Annotated in this window: 19 protein-coding genes; 9 read left to right on the top strand and 10 right to left on the bottom strand. The window is 66.9% G+C overall.

All coding sequences use genetic code 11. The features are described 5' to 3' along the window. Positions 1-17: 17 nt before the first annotated feature. The 4 genes from ACK8CO_RS02265 to ACK8CO_RS02250 form a co-directional block, all read right to left on the bottom strand. On the bottom strand, positions 18-2,171 hold the full coding sequence (locus ACK8CO_RS02265) for a hydantoinase/oxoprolinase family protein (protein ID WP_080615993.1): 2,154 nt from the start codon (positions 2,169-2,171) through the stop codon (positions 18-20). A 307-nt stretch (positions 2,172-2,478) separates the two neighbouring features. After that, a complete protein-coding gene (locus ACK8CO_RS02260; RefSeq protein ID WP_414898025.1) occupies positions 2,479-4,317 on the bottom strand; it encodes a sigma-54-dependent Fis family transcriptional regulator in 1,839 nt (612 codons plus the stop codon). A 403-nt stretch (positions 4,318-4,720) separates the two neighbouring features. Beyond that, a complete protein-coding gene (gene ilvN, locus ACK8CO_RS02255) occupies positions 4,721-5,281 on the bottom strand; it encodes an acetolactate synthase small subunit (RefSeq protein ID WP_080615995.1) in 561 nt (186 codons plus the stop codon). A gap of 429 nt (positions 5,282-5,710) precedes the next feature. Next, the gene (locus tag ACK8CO_RS02250) at positions 5,711-7,459 is read right to left on the bottom strand and encodes an acetolactate synthase 3 large subunit (RefSeq protein ID WP_414898024.1); all 1,749 of its coding nucleotides are present in this window, start codon (positions 7,457-7,459) and stop codon (positions 5,711-5,713) included. A gap of 461 nt (positions 7,460-7,920) precedes the next feature. Between ACK8CO_RS02250 and ACK8CO_RS02245 the strand changes: the two genes are divergently transcribed. The 4 genes from ACK8CO_RS02245 (at position 7,921) to ACK8CO_RS02230 (ending at position 13,722) form a co-directional block, all read left to right on the top strand. Then, positions 7,921-9,006, top strand: a complete 1,086-nt coding sequence (locus tag ACK8CO_RS02245) for a TRAP transporter substrate-binding protein (RefSeq protein WP_080615997.1) — start codon at positions 7,921-7,923, stop codon at positions 9,004-9,006. 246 nt (positions 9,007-9,252) lie between these two features. Beyond that, positions 9,253-10,335, top strand: coding sequence for a TRAP transporter substrate-binding protein (locus ACK8CO_RS02240; RefSeq protein ID WP_080615998.1), 1,083 nt, complete (start codon positions 9,253-9,255; stop codon positions 10,333-10,335). Positions 10,336-10,456: 121 nt separating this feature from the next. Next, on the top strand, positions 10,457-11,350 hold the full coding sequence (locus ACK8CO_RS02235) for a TRAP transporter small permease subunit (protein ID WP_414898023.1): 894 nt from the start codon (positions 10,457-10,459) through the stop codon (positions 11,348-11,350). Positions 11,351-11,367: 17 nt separating this feature from the next. Then, on the top strand, positions 11,368-13,722 hold the full coding sequence (locus ACK8CO_RS02230) for a TRAP transporter large permease (protein ID WP_414898022.1): 2,355 nt from the start codon (positions 11,368-11,370) through the stop codon (positions 13,720-13,722). Between the two features lie 123 nt (positions 13,723-13,845). On the opposite strand, the gene ACK8CO_RS02225 is transcribed toward ACK8CO_RS02230, so the two are convergent. From ACK8CO_RS02225 to ACK8CO_RS02215, 3 genes are all read right to left on the bottom strand, one after another. Continuing rightward, positions 13,846-14,682 carry an arginyltransferase gene (locus ACK8CO_RS02225; RefSeq protein ID WP_414898021.1) on the bottom strand — a complete coding sequence of 279 codons (837 nt, stop codon included), beginning with the start codon at positions 14,680-14,682 and terminating at the stop codon, positions 13,846-13,848. 68 nt (positions 14,683-14,750) lie between these two features. Next, entirely contained in the window at positions 14,751-15,230 is a 480-nt protein-coding gene (locus ACK8CO_RS02220) for an RDD family protein (RefSeq protein ID WP_414898020.1), read from the bottom strand. A 71-nt stretch (positions 15,231-15,301) separates the two neighbouring features. Further along, entirely contained in the window at positions 15,302-16,801 is a 1,500-nt protein-coding gene (locus tag ACK8CO_RS02215; RefSeq protein ID WP_414898019.1) for a CoA-acylating methylmalonate-semialdehyde dehydrogenase, read from the bottom strand. Between the two features lie 104 nt (positions 16,802-16,905). On the opposite strand from ACK8CO_RS02215, the gene ACK8CO_RS02210 reads away from it, so the two are divergent. The 5 genes from ACK8CO_RS02210 (at position 16,906) to ACK8CO_RS02190 (ending at position 19,945) form a co-directional block, all read left to right on the top strand. Next, positions 16,906-17,796: a LysR family transcriptional regulator gene (locus tag ACK8CO_RS02210; RefSeq protein ID WP_414898018.1), complete on the top strand. Its 891-nt coding sequence runs from the start codon at positions 16,906-16,908 to the stop codon at positions 17,794-17,796. Positions 17,797-17,857: 61 nt separating this feature from the next. Further along, the gene (locus ACK8CO_RS02205; RefSeq protein ID WP_080616005.1) at positions 17,858-18,298 is read left to right on the top strand and encodes a CBS domain-containing protein; all 441 of its coding nucleotides are present in this window, start codon (positions 17,858-17,860) and stop codon (positions 18,296-18,298) included. A gap of 100 nt (positions 18,299-18,398) precedes the next feature. Beyond that, positions 18,399-18,890: a pantetheine-phosphate adenylyltransferase gene (gene coaD / locus ACK8CO_RS02200; protein ID WP_080616006.1), complete on the top strand. Its 492-nt coding sequence runs from the start codon at positions 18,399-18,401 to the stop codon at positions 18,888-18,890. A gap of 169 nt (positions 18,891-19,059) precedes the next feature. Further along, positions 19,060-19,554 carry a hypothetical protein gene (locus ACK8CO_RS02195; protein ID WP_414898017.1) on the top strand — a complete coding sequence of 165 codons (495 nt, stop codon included), beginning with the start codon at positions 19,060-19,062 and terminating at the stop codon, positions 19,552-19,554. Next, entirely contained in the window at positions 19,547-19,945 is a 399-nt protein-coding gene (locus tag ACK8CO_RS02190) for a cell division protein ZapA (RefSeq protein WP_414898016.1), read from the top strand. Before ACK8CO_RS02195 ends, ACK8CO_RS02190 begins: the two co-directional genes overlap by 8 nt. A gap of 74 nt (positions 19,946-20,019) precedes the next feature. On the opposite strand, the gene ACK8CO_RS02185 is transcribed toward ACK8CO_RS02190, so the two are convergent. From ACK8CO_RS02185 to ACK8CO_RS02175, 3 genes are all read right to left on the bottom strand, one after another. Further along, positions 20,020-20,535, bottom strand: a complete 516-nt coding sequence (locus tag ACK8CO_RS02185; protein ID WP_414898015.1) for a hypothetical protein — start codon at positions 20,533-20,535, stop codon at positions 20,020-20,022. Positions 20,536-20,545: 10 nt separating this feature from the next. Next, positions 20,546-20,911, bottom strand: a complete 366-nt coding sequence (gene grxD, locus ACK8CO_RS02180) for a Grx4 family monothiol glutaredoxin (protein WP_414898014.1) — start codon at positions 20,909-20,911, stop codon at positions 20,546-20,548. Between the two features lie 109 nt (positions 20,912-21,020). Beyond that, positions 21,021-21,263, bottom strand: coding sequence for a BolA/IbaG family iron-sulfur metabolism protein (locus tag ACK8CO_RS02175; RefSeq protein WP_042461347.1), 243 nt, complete (start codon positions 21,261-21,263; stop codon positions 21,021-21,023). Between the last annotated feature and the right edge of the window lie 87 nt (positions 21,264-21,350).

The following is a 21,350-nucleotide window of genomic DNA, read 5'->3' as shown; positions in this document are numbered from 1 at the left end:
TTCCTCCCTTTCGCGCGTCACAGTTCCTTGAGGTGGAACAGGCGGTGTTCGTCGAGCCAGGTCTCGAACCCGTCCGGCACGACGAAGGTCGTGGCGTCGGATTCGATGATCGCGGGGCCGACGATCTGGTTGCCGGGCAGAAGCGCTTCCATCTGGTAGAGCTGGGCCTCGACCCAGCGGCCCTTGCGGTAGAACTGCCGCGAGCCGGTGCGTGCCTCGCGCGGCGGGGTGGCCTCCTGCAGCTCTTCCTCGGGGATCTTCGGTTTCGGGATCGGGACGGTGCCGCGCATGATCGCGCCGGTCACCGAATAGCCCAGCTCGGGCGAGCGGGCCGAGGCGGCATAGACCCGGCCATAGGTGTCGTTGAAGGTGTCGACCAGCTGGTCCCAGTCTTCGGCATCGCGGGCCGCGGCGATCGGGCTTTCGATTTCCAGATCGTTGAGCTGGCCGCGATACTGCATCCGGAAGCCGGGTTGCAGCGTGACCTTGTCGGCGGCATAGCCGTTGCGCTCGAATTCCTCCAGAACGCGTTCGGTCAGCTCGTCCCAGGCGGCCTGCAGCACCTTGGCCTGGGAGGCCTTGTCGGCCTCATGGGCCTCGGTGTCGATATTGATGTCGAGCGACTTGTCATAGCGGTACTCGAAATCGGCCGCAGCACAACCGAAGGCCGAGAAGCCCGCAGCCCAGGCCGGCACGATCACGTCCTCGAAGCCAAGCCCCTCGGTATAGCCATAGGTGTGGACCGGCCCCGCGCCGCCATAGCTGAAGCAGGTGAAGCTGCCCGGGCTGTAGCCCTTGCCCGAGATCATCGCGCGCATGTAGTCGCGGAGTTCCGCATCGAGCAGCTCGATCACCCCGGCCGCGGCATCCTCGACCGACAGCCCCAGCGGATCGGCAAGCTGCACCTTGACCGCGTCCCAGGCACGCTGCCGGTCGAGCTTGACCTGGCCGCCGAGGAAGTTGTCGGGGTTCAGATAGCCCAGCACGACATGGCAATCCGAGATCGAGACCGTGTCGATGCCGCTTTCGGCCCAGCAGACGCCGACCCGGTAGCCCGCGCTGTCGGGGCCGAGCTTGATCGCCTTGGTATAGGGGTCGAGCCGCACGAAGCTGCCCGCACCCGCGCCGACCGAGTCCATCGCCACCAGCGGCAGCGACAGCACCAGCCGCGCCATGTCGGGATCGTTGCGGATCGTCAGCTCGCTTTGCGTGATCAGCGCCACGTCGAAGGAGGTGCCGCCGATATCGGAACAGGCGATGTTCTTGTAGCCCAGCTTCTCGCCCAGATACTTGGCACCGATCACGCCGCCGATCGGACCCGAGACGATGGTGCGCGCCAGTTCCTTGGCCTTCCAGGAAATGGTGCCGCCATGGGTGGCCATCACCCGGAAGTCGAAGCGCGAGCCGTGCTCCTTGAAGGCGCCCGAGATGCCGTGCAGCGTCTGGCGCGAAGGTTCGGCGGCATAGGCCTCGAGCACGGTGGTATTGGTGCGGTGGGTCTCCTTGCGGACCGGGTAGTAATCGGTCGAGGCGAAGACCGGGATCGTCTTGCCGCTGGCCTTGACCTCTTCCTCGACGATGTCGCGCACCCGGCGCTCATGGGTCGGGTTCTTGTAGGAATGCAGAAGCGAGATCACGATGCCTTCGACATCCTCGGCGATCAGCTCGCGCGCGGCGGTCCGGGCCGTGTCCTCGTTCAGCGGGATCACCACCGTGCCCATCATGTCGATCCGCTCGGCCACGCCCCGGGTCAGGTCGCGCGGCACCAGCGGATCGTCGTAGTAGTGCGTGTTGATATGGATGCGGTCCTCGTAGGCGAAGCCCAGATAGGCCTGGATCGCGCGGCCCATGCGGTGGAAATCCTCCATCCCGGCATTCACGATCAGCCCGACCCGAAGCCCCTTGCGCTGTACCACCCGGTTCAGCATCGCGGTGCCGGAATAGACCCCGGTCTGGATGTTGCGCAGCGCGTCCTCGAGCGTGAGGCCCCAGTGCTCGAGCCCCTCCCGGCTCGATTCCAGAAGGCCCTGGGCCTCGTTCGCGGGCGTGGTCTGCGCCTTGCCGACGACGAAGTCGCCCTCGGCATCGACGAAGAAGGTGTCGGTCATGGTGCCCCCGGCGTCGATGCCGAGCACCTGCACCGACCGCGCGTTGCGTCCGGTCTGTGTCATGCGTGTTTCCTCCCGTTTCAGCGCCGTCTCGAGGCGCCGTGCCGACAGAGTAGCGGGCCGGGCCGCGCGGCCGTGCTGTCCGGGCGGGCCGGGCGCTGTCCGGACAGCCGGGAGGCCGCCCTGGCGTGGCGTTACAGGGAGGCGGGCGCCAGATCGTCCGATGCGGGGCGGGCTGTCCGGGAGCGAGGACAGGCTGCCGCCGGACAGGATCTGTCCGACTGTCCGGACAGGTGTCGGACAGGGGCCGGACAGTATCCGGACGGGGCTGCGGGGCTCTGGATGCGGATGATTCGGCGCTTGCCGGCGCTCAGTCCTCGGGCCGGGCGAGGCCGTAGGCGGCGATCTTGGTATAAAGCGTCGAGCGCGCGATGCCGAGACGGCGGGCGGTGGCCGACATGTTGCCGTCGCTTGCCGCCATCGCCTGGAGGATGCGGCTGCGCTCGTCCGTTTCGGTGGCGCGGGTCGGGGCGGCGGGCAGGGCGTCCGGGGCGCGGATCTTGTCGGGCAGGTCCGGGACGTCGATCACGCCGCGGTCGCAGAACAGCACCAGGGCCTGCATGTCGTTTCGAAGCTCGCGCGCATTGCCCGGCCAGGGATAGCCCATCAGCGCCTGCTGTGCGGCTCGGTTCAGCGCCGGGGCCGGGCGCCCGGCTTCGGCGGCGGCCTTGGCCAGGAAGTGCCGGGCCAGAAGCGGAATGTCGGCGGCCCTGTCGCGCAGCGGCGGCAGCCGGAACTGGATCGTCGAGATGCGGTGGAAAAGGTCGCGCCGGAACCTGTTCTCGGCGACGTCGCGGGGCAGGTCGCGATGGGTCAGCGCGACGACCCGAAACTCCGAGCGTTCCGGCGCATCGGCGTTGCGCGCCCCGGGCAGCCCGTCTTCCAGCACCCTTAGCAGGAAGGGCTGCACGTCGCCCGGCATCTCGCCGATCTCGTCGAGACAGAGCGTGCCGCCATGGGCTGCGGCCACCGCGCCGCTGCCGTGACCCTCGGTCTCGAACAGCACGCTCGCGGCGCTGTCGGCGCGCAGCGCGCCGCAATTGACCGGCACGTACTGGCCGTGGCGCTGGGACGAGGCGTCATGGAGCGCGCGGGCCAGCAACTCCTTGCCGGTGCCGGTCTCGCCGCTGATCAGCACCGGGACGTTCGATCCGGCCACGCAGCGCGCATGCTCGAGCAGCTTCAGTATTGCGGGGTCGGTGCCCAGGAACGCGTCGAACGGGTCGCCGCTGGGGCTTTCGAGAGGGCGGCGACGGCCGCGATAGGCGGTCAGCACCATCCCGATCGGCAGGCCGTCGCGCCGCAGGATCTCGCTATCCATGCCCGAGAAACGGTCGGACATCTCGCCTGCCCAGTCCTCTTCGCCGCGCTCGCCGATGGCGCCGCCCCGGATCGCCTGGTTGGACCAGACCGCGCGGGTGTCGTGCAGCACCGCGCCGCGCCGGTCGATCAGGATCATATGGGTATTCTGCCAGCGGGCGCGACGGTCCATGAATTGCTGGTAGAGCGCCTCGCGCTCTTCGCCGATCAGTCGCGCCAGCGCCTGGGTGATCTCGTCCCCGACCGCCATCGCCAGCGCCATGCTCTGGGGCTGGAACACGTCGGTCGGCCCCGAGATGTCGACGATGCCGCGCAGCGTCCCGTCGACCGGGTCGAGGACCGGCACGGCGGCGCAGCTCCAGCGCTGGATCTCCTCGCAGAAATGCTGGATGCCATGGACCAGGGCCGGTCGGCCCGAGGCCGCGGCGGTACCGATGCCATTGGTGCCGATGCTGGTCTCCTGCCAGTCGCCGCCGATCTGCAGCCGGTTCTCGCGGCCGGTGTCGATCGCGCCCGGATCGCCCTCGGTCTCGGTGATGATGCAGTCGGGCGAGGTCAGGATCATCATCAACCCGGTCTCTTTCAGCATCGCCCGCGCGCGCAGAAGGGCCGGCCGTGCCAGCCGCCGCAGCTCGGCGGTTTCCTTGCGCTTGCGCAGCAGGATCTCGTCGGGGACCTGAGGTGCCGACAGCCTGTCGGGAAGCACCCCGCAATCCCGCGAGCGCAGCCAGGAGGCCGCGAGATCGGGATCGAGATCCCCCGGCAAAAGACCGGTCTCCAGAAAGCGGGCCCAGTCCGCCTTCCGGACGAAACGTCCGCGTGCGACCATATCTCCTCCCAAGGGCCGTGCCCGGCCCCGAATACGTCGTCACGATATTGCGGTGCAGTCTATCTGCTGAGACCGGGTCTGGAAAGGCAGCCTTGCGCAGCACAAGATCGGCAGAGTGCCGCCGGTTTCCGGGCTAGGCGAAAGCGCCTGTTTGCGGCAGGATAGCCGGTGTTAGCTTCGGAGGGCGACTCGTGTTGCGCATAGCGCGGGTCGTGGCGGGATCCGTCCGGGCATTCCTGGCCGGAAGCCGTCTGAATACCCTCTGCCGGACCATCCCCCGGCGTCGAAGGCCTCCGGCACGAACCCCGCCGGAGGCCTTCTTCGATCTTGCGGCCCCGATCGATCTTGCGGTTCCGGTCGCGTCCCGGCCCTTGCGGGCCGCCTCTGCGAGCGGGATCGGGGCTCAGATGCCGCGGGCCAGGGCCGCGACGCCGGTGCGCGCCATCTCGGTCAGGCCGAGCGGTCGCATCAGCTCGCCGAAGGCGTCGATCTTCTGCGGCGTGCCGGTGATCTCGAAGACGAAGCTCTCGAGCGTCGAATCGACCACGTTGGCGCGGAAGATATCGGCAAGCCGCAGCGCCTCGACCCGCTTCTCGCCGGTGCTGGCGACCTTGAAAAGCGCCAGTTCGCGTTCGACCGAGGGGCCCTCGACGGTCAGGTCATGGACCTCGTAGACCGGGACGATCCGGCCGAGCTGGGCCTTGATCTGCTCGATCACCGCAGGCGTGCCGGTGGTGACGATGGTGATCCGGCTCTTGTGCCCGGCATGGTCGACCTCGGCCACGGTAAGGCTGTCTATATTGTAGCCGCGCCCCGAGAACAGCCCGATGACGCGGGCAAGAACGCCTGCCTCGTTGTCGACGGTCACCGCCAGGGTGTGCCGCTCGCTGACTTCGGCATTGGGGTCGCGCAGGTCATAGGCGGAGTGTTTCGAGGTGCCTTGCTGAATGTTCAGTTGTGCCATGTCCGTACTTCTTGTTCCCAGTTCCGCCTTGCATGTCGTCCGGAGGGCGCCGCGGCCCTCCGGGTCGTTTTCATCCGGGCGCGCGGTTCGCGGTTGACGCCAGGCCCGAAGGCGTCGGCGCGACAGATTTCAGCCGGTTTCCGCCGTCCGGCAGCAATGCCTGGACAGGGCCCGTGCCCGCCATCGCATCCGCCGATCCCCGATCCGCCGGGCAGGGGCGGTTCAGAGCCGCGCCCGGCCCTCCGGATGCCCTGCGGATCCTCGCTGTCCCGGATCCTGCGCAGACGTCCCGCCGCGGCCGGTCCATGCCGGCCGAGCGGCAGATACACATTGCCGCCGGGGGTGTCGGGGCCGGGCGCCGCCGCGCTTTCCCACCGACCCCCGGCCGTGAGGGCTGCGAACCGGAATTCCTTCCGCATCATCGCTCCTCTAGACCAGCGCCGCGCCTTCCTTGAAGGCCTCGGCATCGGCGGCCAGCAGCATGTCGTTATGCGCCCGCCCCGAGGGGATCATCGGGAAGCAGTTCTCGTGCTTCTCGACCAGGCAGTCGAAGATCACCGGCCCGTCATAGGCCAGCATCTCGGCGATGGCGTCGTCCAGATCGGCCGGGTCCGAACAGCGCAGGCCCTTGGCGCCGAAGGCCTCTGCCAGCTTGACGAAATCGGGCAGGGCCTCGGACCAGCTGTGCGAATAGCGCCCGCCATGCAGCAGCGTCTGCCACTGCCGGACCATGCCCAGCCGCTCGTTGTTGAGGATGAACTGCTTGACCGGCAGGCGGTACTGAATCGCGGTGCCCATCTCCTGCATGTTCATCAGCCAGGACCCTTCGCCTGCGACGTTGACGACCAGCGCATCGGGATGCGCGACCTGCACGCCCACCGAGGCCGGCAGGCCGTAGCCCATGGTTCCGAGCCCGCCCGAGGTCATCCAGTGCTTCGGCGCCTCGAAGCCGAGGAATTGCGCGGCCCACATCTGGTGCTGGCCGACCTCGGTGCAGATGAAGCGGTCCTTGCGGTCCCTGGTCAGCGCCTCGAGCCGTTGCAGCGCATATTGCGGCTTGATGATCTTGTCGGAGTTCTCGTAGCGCAGGCAGTTGACGGCCTTCCATTCGGCGATCTGCGCCCACCAGGGCTTCAGCGCCTCCTTGTTGACCTTGCGCCCGCGCGATTTCCAGATCCTGAGCAGATCCTCCAGCACATGGGCCACGTCGCCGATGATCGGCAGCTCGACATGGATCGTCTTGTTGATCGACGAGGGATCGATGTCGATATGGGCCTTGAGCGAGCCCGGGCTGAAATCGGCCACCCGGCCGGTGATGCGGTCGTCGAAGCGCGCCCCGATGCAGATCATCAGGTCGCAGTCATGCATGGCCAGATTGGCCTCGTAGAGACCGTGCATGCCCAGCATGCCCAGCCACTTGTCGCCCGAGGCCGGATAGGCGCCCAGCCCCATCAGGGTCGAGGTGATCGGAAAGCCCGTGGCTTCGACCAGCTCGCGCAGAAGCTGGGTGGCGGCCTCGCCCGAATTGACGACCCCGCCGCCGGTATAGAAGATCGGCCGCTCGGCGGTCTCCATCGCCTCGACGAGACGGGTGATCGTCTCGCGGTCGCCCTTGACGCGCGGGTGGTAGTGGCCCTGGCCCGCCTTGACCGGGCCGACATAGGTGCCCTCGGCGAACTGGACGTCCTTGGGGATGTCGATCAGCACCGGGCCGGGGCGGCCCGAGGTCGCGACATGAAAGCCCTGATGGATGGTCTGGGCCAGCTGGTCGGGATCCTTCACCAGCCAGTTATGCTTGGTACAGGGGCGGGTGATGCCGACGGTATCGGCCTCCTGGAAGGCATCGTTGCCAACGAGGAAGGTCGGGACCTGGCCCGACAGCACGACCAGCGGGATCGAATCCATCAGCGCGTCGGTGATGCCGGTGACGGCATTGGTCGCGCCGGGGCCCGAGGTGACGAGCACGACGCCCGGCTTGCCGGTCGAGCGGGCATAGCCCTCGGCGGCGTGAACCGCGCCCTGTTCGTGGCGCACCAGGATATGCTCGATATCGTTCTGCTGGAACAGCTCGTCATAGATCGGAAGCACGGCCCCGCCAGGATAGCCGAAGATTACATCGACCCCCTGGTCCTTGAGCGCCTGAACCACCATTTTCGCGCCGGTCATGGGCTGTGTCATCTTTTCGTTCTCCGTGCTGTCCGCCTGCTTCCGCGCATAAAAAAGCCCCCGTTGTTGCGGGGGCGCATGGGGATGACCCTGGGTCCGCCGTTACCGGCCCATGCGCCTGTCTTCCGTCACTACGAGTACGAGCATCATTGCCGCGGGGCTCCTTTGGCGTTGCGTGCGCGGGCACATTAGGTGGCTGCCCGGAGGGGGTCAACTGCAAAAAGCGTAAAGAATCCTTCGCGCGGGTCGAAAATATTTTACGTTTGTTGCGTGTTTCTGTGGGATTTGCGCATAAGTCTGAAATCGACATTGTGCAGAACGCAATGCGGGTATGCGAAAAAAGCAATACGAGGCGGCTGGCCGGGGCCTTCGGCTGCGGCTAGGGTCGCGCGCGTTTTGCCATGCCGCAGGTCCCGGCCGGTCCGAGCGACGGCCGGAGAGGGGCCGCGGTTCAATGAAAGGGACTGCTGACCATGGATCGCCGCTCATTCCTGAAGACCTCCGCCCTTGGCGGATCGGCCGCCGCCGCCAGCGCGACGCTGGCCGCCCCCGCCCTGGCGCAGGGTAAGCGGGTGCTGACCATGGTCACCTCCTGGCCGAACGGCATGGCCGGGGTGCATGACTCCGCGATGTTCTGCAAGAACCGCATCGAGGCGCTGAGCGACGGGCAAATCAAGGTCGAGGTCAAGGCGGCGGGCGAACTGGTCGGTGCCTTCGAGGTGTTCGACGCGGTCAGCTCGGGTCAGGCCGACATGTATCATTCGTCGGACTACTATTTCGTCAACCAGCACCCGGCCTTCGCCTTCTTCTCGACCGTGCCCTTCGGGATGACGGCGCAAGAGCAGATCAACTGGTATTATCACGGCGAGGGCGCGGCCTTCCATGACGAGCTGGGCGAGATCTTCGGCATGAAGATGTTCCTTGTCGGCAATACCGGCGCCCAGTCGGGCGGCTGGTTCCGCAAGGAGATCAACGCGCCCGAGGATTTCCAGGGGCTCAAGTTCCGGATGCCGGGTCTGGGCGGGGTCGCGATGGGCAAGCTCGGCGCCTCGATCCAGAATATTCCCGGCGGCGAGGTCTATCAGGCGCTGTCGACCGGCGCGCTCGACGGCACCGAATGGGTCGGTCCCTGGGCCGATGAGAAGGCGGGCTTCTACGAGATCACCAAGATCTACTACACGGCGGGCTTCCACGAGCCGGGCGCCGGGCTCAGCCTGGCGCTGAACCGCGATCTCTTCGACAGCCTGACGCCGTTCCAGCAGCAGGTCATGGAGACGGCCGCGGCCGAGTGCAACCAGTGGACGCTGTCGATGTTCCTGTCGCAGAACAGTGCGGCGCTGAGCCGGCTGGCCTCGGAAGGCGTGCGCATCATGACCTTCCCCGATCCGGTCTGGGACGCCTTCGGCAAGGCCGCACAGGAGGCCCTGGAAGAAAGCCGCGACGGCGACATCTACGACCGCATGCTGGACAGCTACATGGCCTCGATGCGGACCTCGTCGAGCTGGCTGCAGGCCTCCGAGGGCACCTATCGCGCCCAGCGCGACCGCGTGATCGGCTGAGCCGGGCAAGGCGGCCTCTGGTCCTTCCGGGCCGGAGGTCGTCGAGACGCGGCCGTTTCCGGATGGTTTTCCGCAGGTTGCATGGGGTGGCCGCACAACTTTGGGGCAGATATCGGGCCGCTCGAGCAAGAAAACTTCGCACTCGCCCATACGGCTATTTATCTGACCTGACCCTCCCGCTAGATTGTAAGCGTTTATACGATCCGCCCGTCGAGATGGCGGGCGGGAAACAGGGAGGAGATTTTAATGGACCGCCGTTCCTTTCTTCGCAGCTCTGCGCTGGGCGGGTCGGCCGCGGCAGCGGGCGCGCTCGCGGCTCCGGCCTATGCCCAGGGCAAGCGCACGCTGACGCTGGTCACCACCTGGGGGCGCGGGCTCGCGGGCGTGCATGACGCGGCGCAATATTGCGCCGACCAGATCACCGCCGTCACCGATGGCCAGCTCACCGTCGATCTCAAGGCCGCGGGCGAGCTTGTCGGCGCCTTCGAGGTGTTCGACGCGGTGACCTCGGGCCAGGCCGACATGTATCACGGGGTCGACTATTATTTCGTCGGCCAGCATCCCGGCTATCAGTTCTTCGCCTCGCTGCCCTTCGGCATGACCGCGCAGGAGCTGCACAACTGGTATTACCATTCGGGCGGGCACGAGCTGCATAACGAGCTGGGCCAGATCTTCGGGCTGAAGAGCTTCCTTGCGGGCAATACCGGGCCGCAATCGGGCGGCTGGTTCCGCAAGGAGATCAGGAGCCCCGAGGATTTCAACGGCCTGAAGTTCCGGATGCCGGGGCAGGGCGGCGAGATCCTCGGCAGGCTCGGCGCCTCGGTGCAGAACCTGCCCGGCTCCGAGGTCTATCAGGCGCTGTCCTCCGGCGCGATCGACGGCACCGAATGGATCGGCCCCTGGGCCGACGAGAAGGCCGGTTTCCAGGAGATCACCAAGATCTACTACACCGCCGGCTTCCACGAGCCGGGGCCGGGCCTGTCGCTGGCGATGAATCTCGACGTCTTCGAAAGCCTGACGCCTGCGCAGCAGGCCACGGTCGAGCAGGTCACCGCCTCGGCCAACCAATGGGCGCATGCGCTCTTCATGAAGAACAACGCCTCGGCGCTGCGGCGGCTGCAGGCGGGCGGCGTTCAGGTGCGCGAGTTCAGCGACGATGTGTGGGACGCCTTCGGGGCCGCCGCCCAGGAGGTCTTCGCCCAGTACATGGACGACGATCTCTACAAGAAGATCTATGACAGCTATATCGCCTCGATGCGCGATTCCGCTGCCTGGATCGAGATTTCGGAGGGGGTCTTCACCCGCCAGCGGAACCGCGTTCTGGGCTGAGCCCGCTCGCGTCCCGACCATCTGACGCGCGTGCGCGCGCCCCGGCTCCGGTCACGGGCCGGGGCGTCCACGCTTCACCGATCCCGCCGCGACGGACGGCGGTGCAAAAGGGGAGACCCGGATGCTCGACGGCATTCTGTGGGTCGGCAGGAACCTCCTGCTGGCCTTCTACAATTTCGGTTATGCGCTGTCCCATCCGGGGCTGTGGCTGGACTGGTCCGACAAGCAGGCGATCATGCGCTTCGTCTATTACGGCGGTTCGGCCGAGTTCTTCTTCGTGGTCATCGCCGCCTTCCTGGTGCTGACCGGGATCGGGCTCTGGCGGCGGCAGGTGATGTGGGGCGCGGTGCGGCTGCTGGAGGGGATGGCCAACGGGATCGGGCGCACGGTCGCCTGGTTCGGGCTCTTGATGGTGTTGCAGCAGATCATGATCGTGTTCCTGCAGCGGGTCTTCCGGGTCTCGGAAATCAGTGTCGGGCCGTTCGGCTACAGCTTCACCAAGGATCTCTCGTGGTGGTCGGAGGAGTTGAAGCTGTACAACGCCGCCATCGTGGCGCTCTGCGCGACCTATACCTTCGTGCAGTCGGGCCATGTGCGGGTCGATCTGGTCTATTCGGCGGTGGGCTTCCGCGCCAAGCGGGCGATCGACATGCTGGGCGCGCTGTTCTTCATGATGCCGGTCGCGGTGCTGGTCTGGATGTATTCCTGGTTCTTCATGTGGCGGCATCTGATCACGCCCAAGCCCTCGGCCTCGGACACGCTCGAGCGGCTTCTGATGAAAGCGCGCGCGGTGCGCTGGAATGTCGAGACCATCGGCTTTTCGCCCAACGGTTTCAACGGATACTTCCTGTTCAAGGTGCTTCTGGTGGCCTTTACCGGCCTCGTGTTCCTGCAGGCTGTCGCGTTCTTCTACCGATCCTTCCTCGAATGCGTCGAAGGCGAGCAGAGCGCCGGAAAATACCTCGACCGGGACAGCCTCGGCGCCGGCGAAGAAGCCTATGAAGGCACGCATTAAAGGGGCAGGACAGGTATATGCTATTCGGACTTGACGGCGTCGAGATCGGTCTGATCATCGTCATTCTCTGCCTCTTCGGAGGCATTCTCTCGGGTTTTCCGGTGGCTTTCGCCATCGGCGGCGCGGCGGTCATCTCCTTCGGGATCATCGCGGCGCTGGACAATGCGGGTATCCTGGTGGCCCAGGCCATCGATACCGGCAGCGCGGCCTATGGCGCGCTCGTGGCCCGGGGGATCCATCCCGATGCGATCTCGCATTTCCGCTATCCCGAGCTGCCCACCGTCACCACGGCGCTGTTTCCGCAGGGCTGGGAGACGGCGATGGACCGCAATATCAGCTTCATCGTCAACCGGATGAATGAACGGGTCTTTGCCGGGCAGTCGATCGAGACGCTGCTGGCGGTGCTTATGTTCGTGCTGATGGGGATCACGCTGGAACGCTCGAAGATCGCCAATGACCTGTTGACCACAATGGCGCGGGTCTTCGGGCCGATGCCGGGCGGGCTGGCGGTCTCGGTGGTGGTGGTGGGCGCCTTCCTCGCCGCCTCGACGGGCATTGTCGGTGCGACCGTGGTGACGATGGGGCTTTTGTCGCTGCCCACGATGCTGCGCAACAAGTATTCGCCCGAGCTGGCGACGGGGGTCATCGCGGCCAGCGGCACGCTGGGCCAGATCATCCCGCCCTCGATCATCATCGTGCTTCTGGGCACGCTGGCGGGCGACATCTACGCCACCGCGCAGGAGACGCGCGCCCAGCTGGCGGGCTGTCCCGATGCGCTGACCTATCTCGGGCAGGCGGCGGTGGTCTCGGTCGGCACGCTGTTTCAGGCCGCGATCCTGCCGGGGGTGCTCCTGGCGCTGCTCTATGCGGCCTATGCCTTCGGCTATGCGCTGTTGAACCCGTCGAAGGCGCCGCCGGTGATCGAGGCCGGGGCGCGGCGGGCCGGGCGCAAGGGCGCGGCGCTGACCTGGTTTCTGGCAGCGCCGGCCGGGGTGATCGGACTGGCGCTTCTGCTCGAGGCGACGGGGATCGCAGGCAGCCAGGATGTTGGCGTGTCGCGTTATACCAACACGGCCGAATCCGCGAGCCTCAGGACCAATGTGTCCGGCCAGTGCAAGGCCGCGATGATCGCGCTGCACGGGCAGTCGAAATGGGACAGTGCCGTCGCCCAGCAGAAGGAGATCGCGGCGGCGGGCGGCCAGATCGGAACGCAGGAGCTGAGCGACGAAGAGCTGGCCGCAGCGCGTGCCGCCAGGCTCGCCGCGGCGCCGCCTGTCTCGGGGGGCGTCCTTTTGGGCTTCACCCTGCTCGGGCTGGCGCTGGTCACGGCGCGGGGCGTCGTACCCACGGCCCGGCCCGCGCCGCTTCTGATCGGGGGCGCGGGGATCGTGCTGGGCCTGCTGGTCGATGCGCTCTTCATCGGGCCGCTGGCCTCGCCCGGCACGGTGCTGCTGATGCTGGCGCTGCCGGTCGCGCTGACGCTTTACGGTTGTCGCTATGCCGTGGCCTGCCTGTCGCGCTCGGACCTGCTGCGGGTGGTCTTCCCGCCGCTGGTGCTGATCGTCGCGGTGCTGGGCTCGATCCTGGGCGGCATCACCAACCCGACGCCTGCCGCGGCGCTGGGCGCGGGCGGCGCGCTGATGCTGGCCGCCTATCGCAAGCTGCAGGAAGAGCACCGGACCGGCAAGCTGATCCTCTGGGCCGCCTATGCCATCGTCATCATGCTTCTGGCCGGCACCAATTTCGATCTGAGGCTGGGCCGCGAGAGCGTCCCGCTCGAGGACTGGCTCGCCTTCTTCGTGGCGCAGGGCACCTATCATTTCGCGATGTTCGGCATCCTTTACGCCTGCTGGGTGCTGCTGCGCTCGGGCGTGCTGGGGCCGGTGGTGCGCGAGACGGCCAAGGTCACCTCGATGGTCTTCACCATCCTGATCGGCTCGCAGCTTCTGAACCTCGTGGTGATCTCCTTCGGGGGCGAGCATTACATCCAGCAATTCCTGCGCAGCTTCGACAACGAGCTGACCGTCTTCCTGCTGGTGATGCTGGTGCTGTTCATCCTGGGCTTCGTGCTGGATTTCCTCGAGATCATCTACATCGTGATCCCGATCGTCGGGCCGGTGATCTATGGCGGCACCTTCGATCCGAAATGGGTGACGATCATGATCGCGGTGAACCTGCAGACCTCGTTCCTGACGCCGCCCTTCGGCTTTGCGCTGTTCTATCTGCGCGGCGTGGCGCCGAAGGAGGTCACGACCTGGCATATCTATCGCGGCGTCGCGCCCTTCGTGGTGATCCAGGTGATCGGGCTGGCGCTGTTGTGGTTCATGCCCGGGATTGTGACCATCGTGCCGAACCTGCTGCCGAACGGCTGATCGCGCCCCTTGGGCGATGGCCCGGGGCCGATCCGGAGAAAAGCCCGCGCCGATGATGGCGCGGGCTTGCTCTTTCCTGTCGCAAGGATGCAGGCGGCCCCGCTCCGGCTGGGGGCGGGCGGCTCAGTCGCGGCGAGACCGGCTGTCGGGAAGCTGGATCCGGGCGACCTGTTCGGCAATCGGCGCGACCGAGAGCGGATGGGTCTCGCAGTCATGCGCGGCGGGCGAGCCGATATCCTGCCAGCGGCCGTTCTTGTAGATCTCGAGCGCGGAGAAGTTGGATTTGTAGCCCATCTTCGGGCTGCCCGGCACCCAGTAGCCGAGATAGACGTAAGGCAGCCCGGCCTCGCGCGCGATCTCGATATGATCGAGGATCACATGGGTGCCGACCGACCGATTGGTGCGCTCGGGCTCGTAGAAGGAATAGACCATCGACAGCCCGTCATCGAGGAGATCGGTCAGGCAGACGGCGGCCAGCGGCCGATGCCGTCCGCCATCGGCAGGCTCGGCCGTATATTCGACCACCCGCGACCGCACCGGGGTTTCCTCGATCATGGCCGCGAATTCGAAGATGTCCATGTCGGCCATGCCGCCATCGGCGTGGCGGCTGTCGAGATAGCGGCGAAACAGCGTGTATTGCTCTTCGGTGGCCCAGGGCGAACTGGCCTGCCGCCTGAGATCGGAATTGCGGTTCTGCGCCTTGCGCTGGCTGCGGGTCGGCTGGAAATCGGCGACCCGGATCCGGGCCGAGAGGCAGGCGGTGCATTCGGCGCAGGCGGGACGGTACAGCACGTTCTGCGACCGCCGGAAGCCCTGCTTGGACAGGGAATCGTTCAGCGTCTCGGCGGTGTCGCCTTGCAGCGCAGTGAACAGCTTCCGCTCCATCCGCCGGGGCAGATAGGGGCATGGCTGTGGGGCCGTCACATAGAATTGTGGCGCAAGCGGTAGGGTGTGGCGCATATCGGGGCTGTCGTATCTTGGTTACAGATACGCTAACACTCGTCCCGCGAGGCGCCAAGGGATTGTTGTCACGGATTTGCAGGTCGGTTAATGGCGGCGGTTCCAAGGAGGAAATCAGGCAATCCCTGGGCACGTGCGCCGGTCAGCATCAGGATCACCGAGGCCACCTGTGGCAAGACAAAGGTGATGCAGGCCGAATAGGCCAGGGTATGCAGCGCCGCCGTGGTCAGGTCGAGTTTCTCGCCCCGCGCGCTGCGGATCTCTATCGCCATGATCCGCATGCCCCATGTGGCCGAGCCGCGGGCCAGCGTGACCGTGCGGTAGGCAAAGCCGATTATGGTGAAGAAGAGCGGCAGGACGAACAGCGCGGTGAAGGCGGTGAAGGGCAGCGCCAGCAGCGTGATCAGCAGGATCAGCCCGACATCGATGACCCAGGCGGCCAGGCGCTTGGACGGTACGCCGGCATAGAAATCTGGCTGGAGCACCGGGTCGGGCAAGCCCCAGAGGCGATCGGCGGAAGGTTCGGTCTGCTCTGTCATGGCTGACATGTAGGCGGCCGGAGGGCTGTGGGGAAGAGGCGGCGCGGTGGCCGCCTCTCCGGGGGCGCGAGGCGCGCGGATCAGTCCATCTGCTTGAAGTGGAACTCGCCGCCTTCCTTCAGGCCCGAGGGCCAGCGCGAGGTCACGGTCTTGGTGCGGGTGTAGAAGCGGAAGGCATCGGGGCCGTGCTGGTTCAGATCGCCGAAGCCCGATTTCTTCCAGCCGCCGAAGGTGTGATAGGCCAGCGGCACCGGGATCGGAACGTTGATGCCGACCATGCCGATATTGATCCGGCTGGCGAAGTCGCGCGCGGTGTCGCCGTCGCGGGTGAAGATCGCGGTGCCATTGCCATATTCGTGGTCCATGGCATAGCCCAGAGCCTCTTCATAGGTCTGCGCCCGGACCGTCGAGAGCACGGGGCCGAAGATCTCGGTCCGGTAGATCTCCATATCGGTGGTGACCCGGTCGAACAGCGTCGGCCCGACGAAAAAGCCTTTCTCGTAGCCCTGCAGCGCGAAGTTCCGGCCGTCGAGCACAAGCTCGGCGCCCTCGGCCACACCCTTGTCGATCAGCCCCAGCACCCGGGCCTTGGCCTCGGCGGTGACGAGCGGGCCGTAATCGACATCGGCCCCGGCAGTATAGGGACCGACCTTCAGCTTCTCGATCCGCGGCAGCAGCTTCTCGATCAGCCGGTCGGCGGTCTCCTCGCCCACCGGCACCGCGACCGAGATCGCCATGCAGCGTTCGCCTGCCGCGCCGTAGCCCGCGCCCACCAGCGCATCGGCCGCCTGATCCATGTCGGCATCGGGCATCACGATCATGTGGTTCTTGGCGCCGCCGAAGCACTGCACCCGCTTGCCGTTCGAACAGCCGCGCCCATAGATATATTCGGCAATCGGGGTCGAGCCGACAAAGCCCACGGCCTGGATCACCGGGTTGTCGAGGATCGCGTCGACCGCCTCCTTGTCGCCGTTCACCACCTGCAGCACGCCGTCGGGCAGGCCTGCCTCCTGCAGCAGGGCGGCCAGCATCAGCGGCACGGTCGGGGCGCGTTCCGAGGGCTTGAGGATGAAGGCATTGCCGCAGGCCAGCGCCGGGCCCAGCTTCCACATCGGGATCATGGCGGGGAAGTTGAAGGGCGTGATGCCCGCGACCACGCCGAGCGGCTGGCGCATCGAATACATGTCGATGCCGGGGCCCGCGCTGTCGCTGAACTCGCCTTTCAGAAGATGCGGCGCGCCGATGCAGAACTCGATCACCTCGAGACCGCGCTGCACGTCGCCCTTGGCATCGGGAACGGTCTTGCCATGTTCGGCCGACAGCGCCTCGGCCAGCTTGTCCATGTCGCGGTTCAGGAGCCGCACGAATTCCATCAGCACCCGGGCGCGGCGCTGCGGATTGGTGGCGGCCCATTTCGGCTGGGCTTCGGCGGCCGCGGCGATGGCGGCATCGACCTCGTCCTTCGAGGCCAGCGGCACCCGCGACTGCACTTCGCCGAGCGCGGGGTTGAAGACATCGGCGAACCGGCCCGAGCCGCCCGCAACCTGCTGGCCGTTCACGAAATGAGTGAGATCTTTCATGTCCATCTCCCTGAATGCTTCTCGAGGCGAGCTTAGTCTTGCAAAATTGTGGCGAAAAGCCTCAGAATTCCAAAAGCGTTTTGCGAAAATGCAGGTATGGGCGAATGAACTGGGATGACATGCGGCTGTTTCTGGCCGTGGCGCGGGCCGAAAGCCTGACCGGGGCGGGCAAGGTCCTGCGGCTTGACCCGGCGACGCTGGGGCGCCGGATCGCGCGGCTGGAAGAGGGGCTCGGGGCGGCGCTGTTCGCGCGCTCGCCCCGGGGCTACGGGCTGACCGAGGCGGGCGAGCGGCTGATGAGCCGCGCGGCCGAGGCCGAACAGGCGCTGACCGAGGGCATCGAGGAGCTGCGCGGGCAGGAGGGGCAACTGACCGGGGCGATCAGGATCGGCGCGCCGGACGGGGTTGCCAACTATCTGCTGCCGCAGGTGGCGGCTGCGATCTGCGACCGCCATCCGGGGCTCGAGGTGCAGATCGTGGCGCTGGCGCGGGTGTTCAATCTCAGCCGCCGCGAGGCCGACATGGCGATCGCGGTCAGCCCGCCCAAGACCGGCCGGCTGACGGTGCAGCGGATCGCCGACTACCAGCTGCACCTTGCCGCCCATCGCGACTATCTGGCAGCGCATCCGCCGATCCGCGATCTGGACGATCTAGCCGGGCACCGGATCGTCGGCTACATCCCCGACATGATCTTCGACAGCGAGCTCGACTATCTGGCGACAACCGGGGTCGAGCGGGTGGCGCTGGGCTCGAATTCGGTCTCGGTGCAGCTCAACTGGCTGCGGTCCGGGGCGGGGCTGGGGATCGTCCATGACTTTGCGCTCCCGGCCGCGCCGGGGCTGGTCCGGGTGCTGCCGGGCGCATTGGCGCTCCGGCGCAGCTTCTACCTGATCCGCCATGGCGACGACCGCAAGCAGGCGCGGCTGACGCGGTTCGCCGGGCTGCTGCTCGACGGTCTGCGCGAAGAATTGCAGCGCCTCGAAGGCTTGGCTTGACAGGATGTCGCAGCTCGGGTGACGCTGGGTCAGACAAAGCCGCCATCCTGGGGAGGAGAGCATGCAAGTTCATCAGATCCTGCGCGAGAAGCTGGTGCCGGGGGTGGCGACGATCCCGCCCGAGACTTCGGTGGCCGATGCCGCAGCCGAGCTGTCGGCCCGCCGTATCGGATCGCTTGTGGTCAGTGGCAGCGACAGCGGTGAGCGGATAGAGGGGATCGTGTCGGAACGCGACATCGTGCGCGAGCTGGGGCGCTGCGGGCCGAAATGCCTGACAGAGCCGGTGACGACGATCATGACCCGCCGCATCCAGTTCTGCGCGCTCGAGGACGGGGCCGATGTGGTGCTGGCGCGAATGACCGAAGGCCGGTTCCGGCACATGCCGGTCCTCGAGGATGGGCGGATGGTGGCGATCATCTCGATCGGCGACGTGGTCAAGGCGAGGCTCTCGGAACTGTCGATGGAAAAGGAAGCGCTCGAAGGCATGATCAAGGGTTACTAGGCCCGCGATGCGCCGAAAAACGTCGGCCAAGCCCATGCTGCGCTTGCAAAATGAGCGATAATAATGTTGCGTGCGCCGGGAATGTGGAGGAGGTTTCCCGATGCGCATCGGTCTCTATCCCGGGACTTTCGACCCGGTGACGCTTGGCCATATCGACATCATCACCCGGGCCTGTGCGCTGGTCGACCGGCTTGTGATCGGCGTCGCCATCAACCGCGACAAGGGACCGTTGTTCTCGCTGGAAGAGCGGGTCGAGATGATCGAGAGCGAATGCGCGGCGCTGGGCGAGCGGTCGGGGACCGAGATCGTGGTTCATCCTTTCGAGAACCTGCTGATCGACTGTGCCCGGGATGTCGGTGCCACGATGATCCTGCGCGGGCTGCGGGCGGTCGCCGATTTCGAATATGAATTCCAGATGGTGGGCATGAACCGGGCGCTCGATGCCAGTGTCGAGACGGTGTTCCTGATGGCCGACGCCAGGCGTCAGGCGATTGCCTCGAAGCTCGTGAAGGAAATCGCCCGGCTGGGCGGCGATGTGTCGAGCTTCGTGACCCCGGGGGTGCGGGACCGGCTGGTCGCAAAGTTCGGCTGAACGTCCGGTCGCGCCGACAGGCGCGGGCCGGATCCGGGGCCCCGGCGGTCGTCTCGGGGGGGCGCATTCCGCCGCGCCTTGCGATACACTTCCGGCAATGGCCCGCCACCGCGATTCGGAATGCGGCTGCGACAGGGCCCGGACAAGACAGGCCGGAGAGCAGGCGGAGATGAGCGATATCGTGGAACTGGAGCGCCGGATCGTCGCGGCGCTTGACCGCATCGGGCAGGGGCTCGATGCGCTTGGTTCGGGCGGCGATGCCGAGGAGAGTGCGGATGCCGCGGAACTCGACAAGCTGCGCGAGGCGCTCGAGACCGAGCGCGGTGTCAATGCGCAGCTGAACGAGCGGGTCAAGGCGATCCAGGAACGCCAGGAAACCCAGGTGGCGCGGCTTGAACAGCGGGCGGCCGATCTGACCGCGCGGGCCGAGGCGGCCGAGGCCGATGTCGACCGGCTGAGGGCGGTGAATGCCAAGCTGCGCGAGACCAGCGTGGCGCTGCGCGAGGCCAATGCCCAGGGGCTGGGCGATCCGGCCGCGATCGACGCCGCGCTGCTGGCCGAGCTCGAGGCGCTGACCGCGCTGCGCGCCAGCGACAGGGCCGAGATCGACGCGATCCTCGCCGAACTTATGCCCGTCGCCGAGGAAGGGGGCGCGCATGCCTAATATCGAGATCATCATCGGCGGGCGCAGCTTCGAGGTGGCCTGCCAGCCCGGCGAAGAGCCCTATCTGGCGGCTGCGGCCCGGACGCTCGATGCCGAGGCCTCGGTGCTGTCCGAACAGAATGGCCGTTTGCCCGAGGCGCGGCTTTTGCTGATGTCGGGGCTGATGCTGGCCGACAAGACGGTCGGGCTCGAGGAACGCCTGAAGGGGCTCGAGGCGAAGCTTGCCGAGGCCTCCGCCCGGATCGAGGCGATGGAGACCGCGCCGCGCCCGGAGCCCGAGCGGATCGAGGTGCCGGTCATTCCGCCCTCTGTCGGCGAGAGCCTCGCCGATCTCGCGGCGCGGGCCGAGGCCCTGGCGGCGCAGGTCGAGGACAAGCTGGCGGGGGCGTGATCGCGCCCCGGCAGGCAAGGCGGCTTCAAGGAAACGCCCGGCCCCTGGCAGGCCGGGCGTTTTCATTCGGCCGGTCAGGACGGGTGTCGGTGCGGGCGCATGAGTTCGGAGAGCTCCGACAGCAGACGTCCGATCCGCGCGGTCAGCGGCACCCGCGGCGCGGCAGGCGGCGCGAAGAATGACAGCCGTCCGGCCTCGGTATCCTCGACGATGGCGTCGATCGCGAAGGCAAGCGGCAGCAGCACGCTGCGCGACAGCGGCGCGGCGGGTGCGAAGGGCGTGTCCGGTGCGGGGTCGGACACGACGAGCCTCGCGGTACAGCGGGCGAGCCGCCGCGCCAGCGCGGGCGGCGCGCTGGCCGGAAGCCGGCTGACCAGATCGCCGGCCTCTCCCGAGACCTCGGGGCCGCGTTCGAGATAAAGCCGCGCCGGGACCGGCGCGGTCAGCTGGATCTCCGAATGCCAGGCCCCGTCGAGATTGCATTCGCGCAGGCCGAGCGTACAGGCCAGCGGCCCGCGCAGATATTGCGCCATACGCTCGGGCGGCAGCCGGTCCCCGGCCGGACCGTACCACAGGCGCGCCCTGATCATGGCAGCGGCCTCAGGCGTTCGCTGCGCGGATCTTGTCGGCGGCGTCCTTGGAATAGGTGACGCCCTTGTCGTCGAAGAGCTTGTCGAGCTCGCCCGAGAGGGTCATCTCGGTGACGATATCGCAGCCGCCGACGAATTCGCCCTTGACGTAAAGCTGCGGGATCGTCGGCCAGTCCGAGAAATCCTTGATGCCCTGGCGGATTTCCTCGTCGGCCAGCACATTCACATCGGCATAGTCGACGCCCATGAAGTTCAGAACGCCCGCGACCCGGCTGGAAAAGCCGCATTGCGGCGCGGCCTTGGTGCCTTTCATGTAAAGTACCACGTCATTGTCGGAAATCAGCTGCTGAATGCGGTCCTTGGCGGCGTCGGTCATGATCTGCTGTCCTGTGTGCTTGGGGGGCGGGTGGTGGCCCCTGTTGCGTCTAGTGCGGGCGTCCGGAGCCCTGCGGCGGTCAATGTTGCGCCGCTCGGCCCTGCATCGGTCAGTCCGGGGCCTTGGTGGTCAGCGCAAGCGCATGCAGCGCCCCGTTGGAGCCCTCCATCTGCGCCTTGAGCGCGGCGTTGACGGCGCGGTGCTGCTGAACGCGGTTCATCCCGCGGAAGCTTTCGTCGATCACCTCGGCCGCATAATGGTTCCCGTCGCCGGCAATGTCGGTGATGGTGATCTTCGCGGAGGGAAACTTCTCGCGGATCAGGCTTTCGATTTCTTCGGGCGTGATCGCCATGGGCGGGCGTCCTTTCTGCTTGCCGAACAAGATGTAGAGGCGAGGGCGTCCGGCTGCAAGCCGTCAGCCGCGGCGCGGGCGCCGCGG

It is taken from the genome of Rhodovulum sp. HP10 (assembly GCF_047553435.1).
Classification (GTDB): Bacteria; Pseudomonadota; Alphaproteobacteria; order Rhodobacterales; family Rhodobacteraceae; genus Rhodovulum.
The sequence above is the reverse complement of the archived record's forward strand: the minus strand, read 5'-3'. Positions and strand labels throughout refer to the sequence as shown.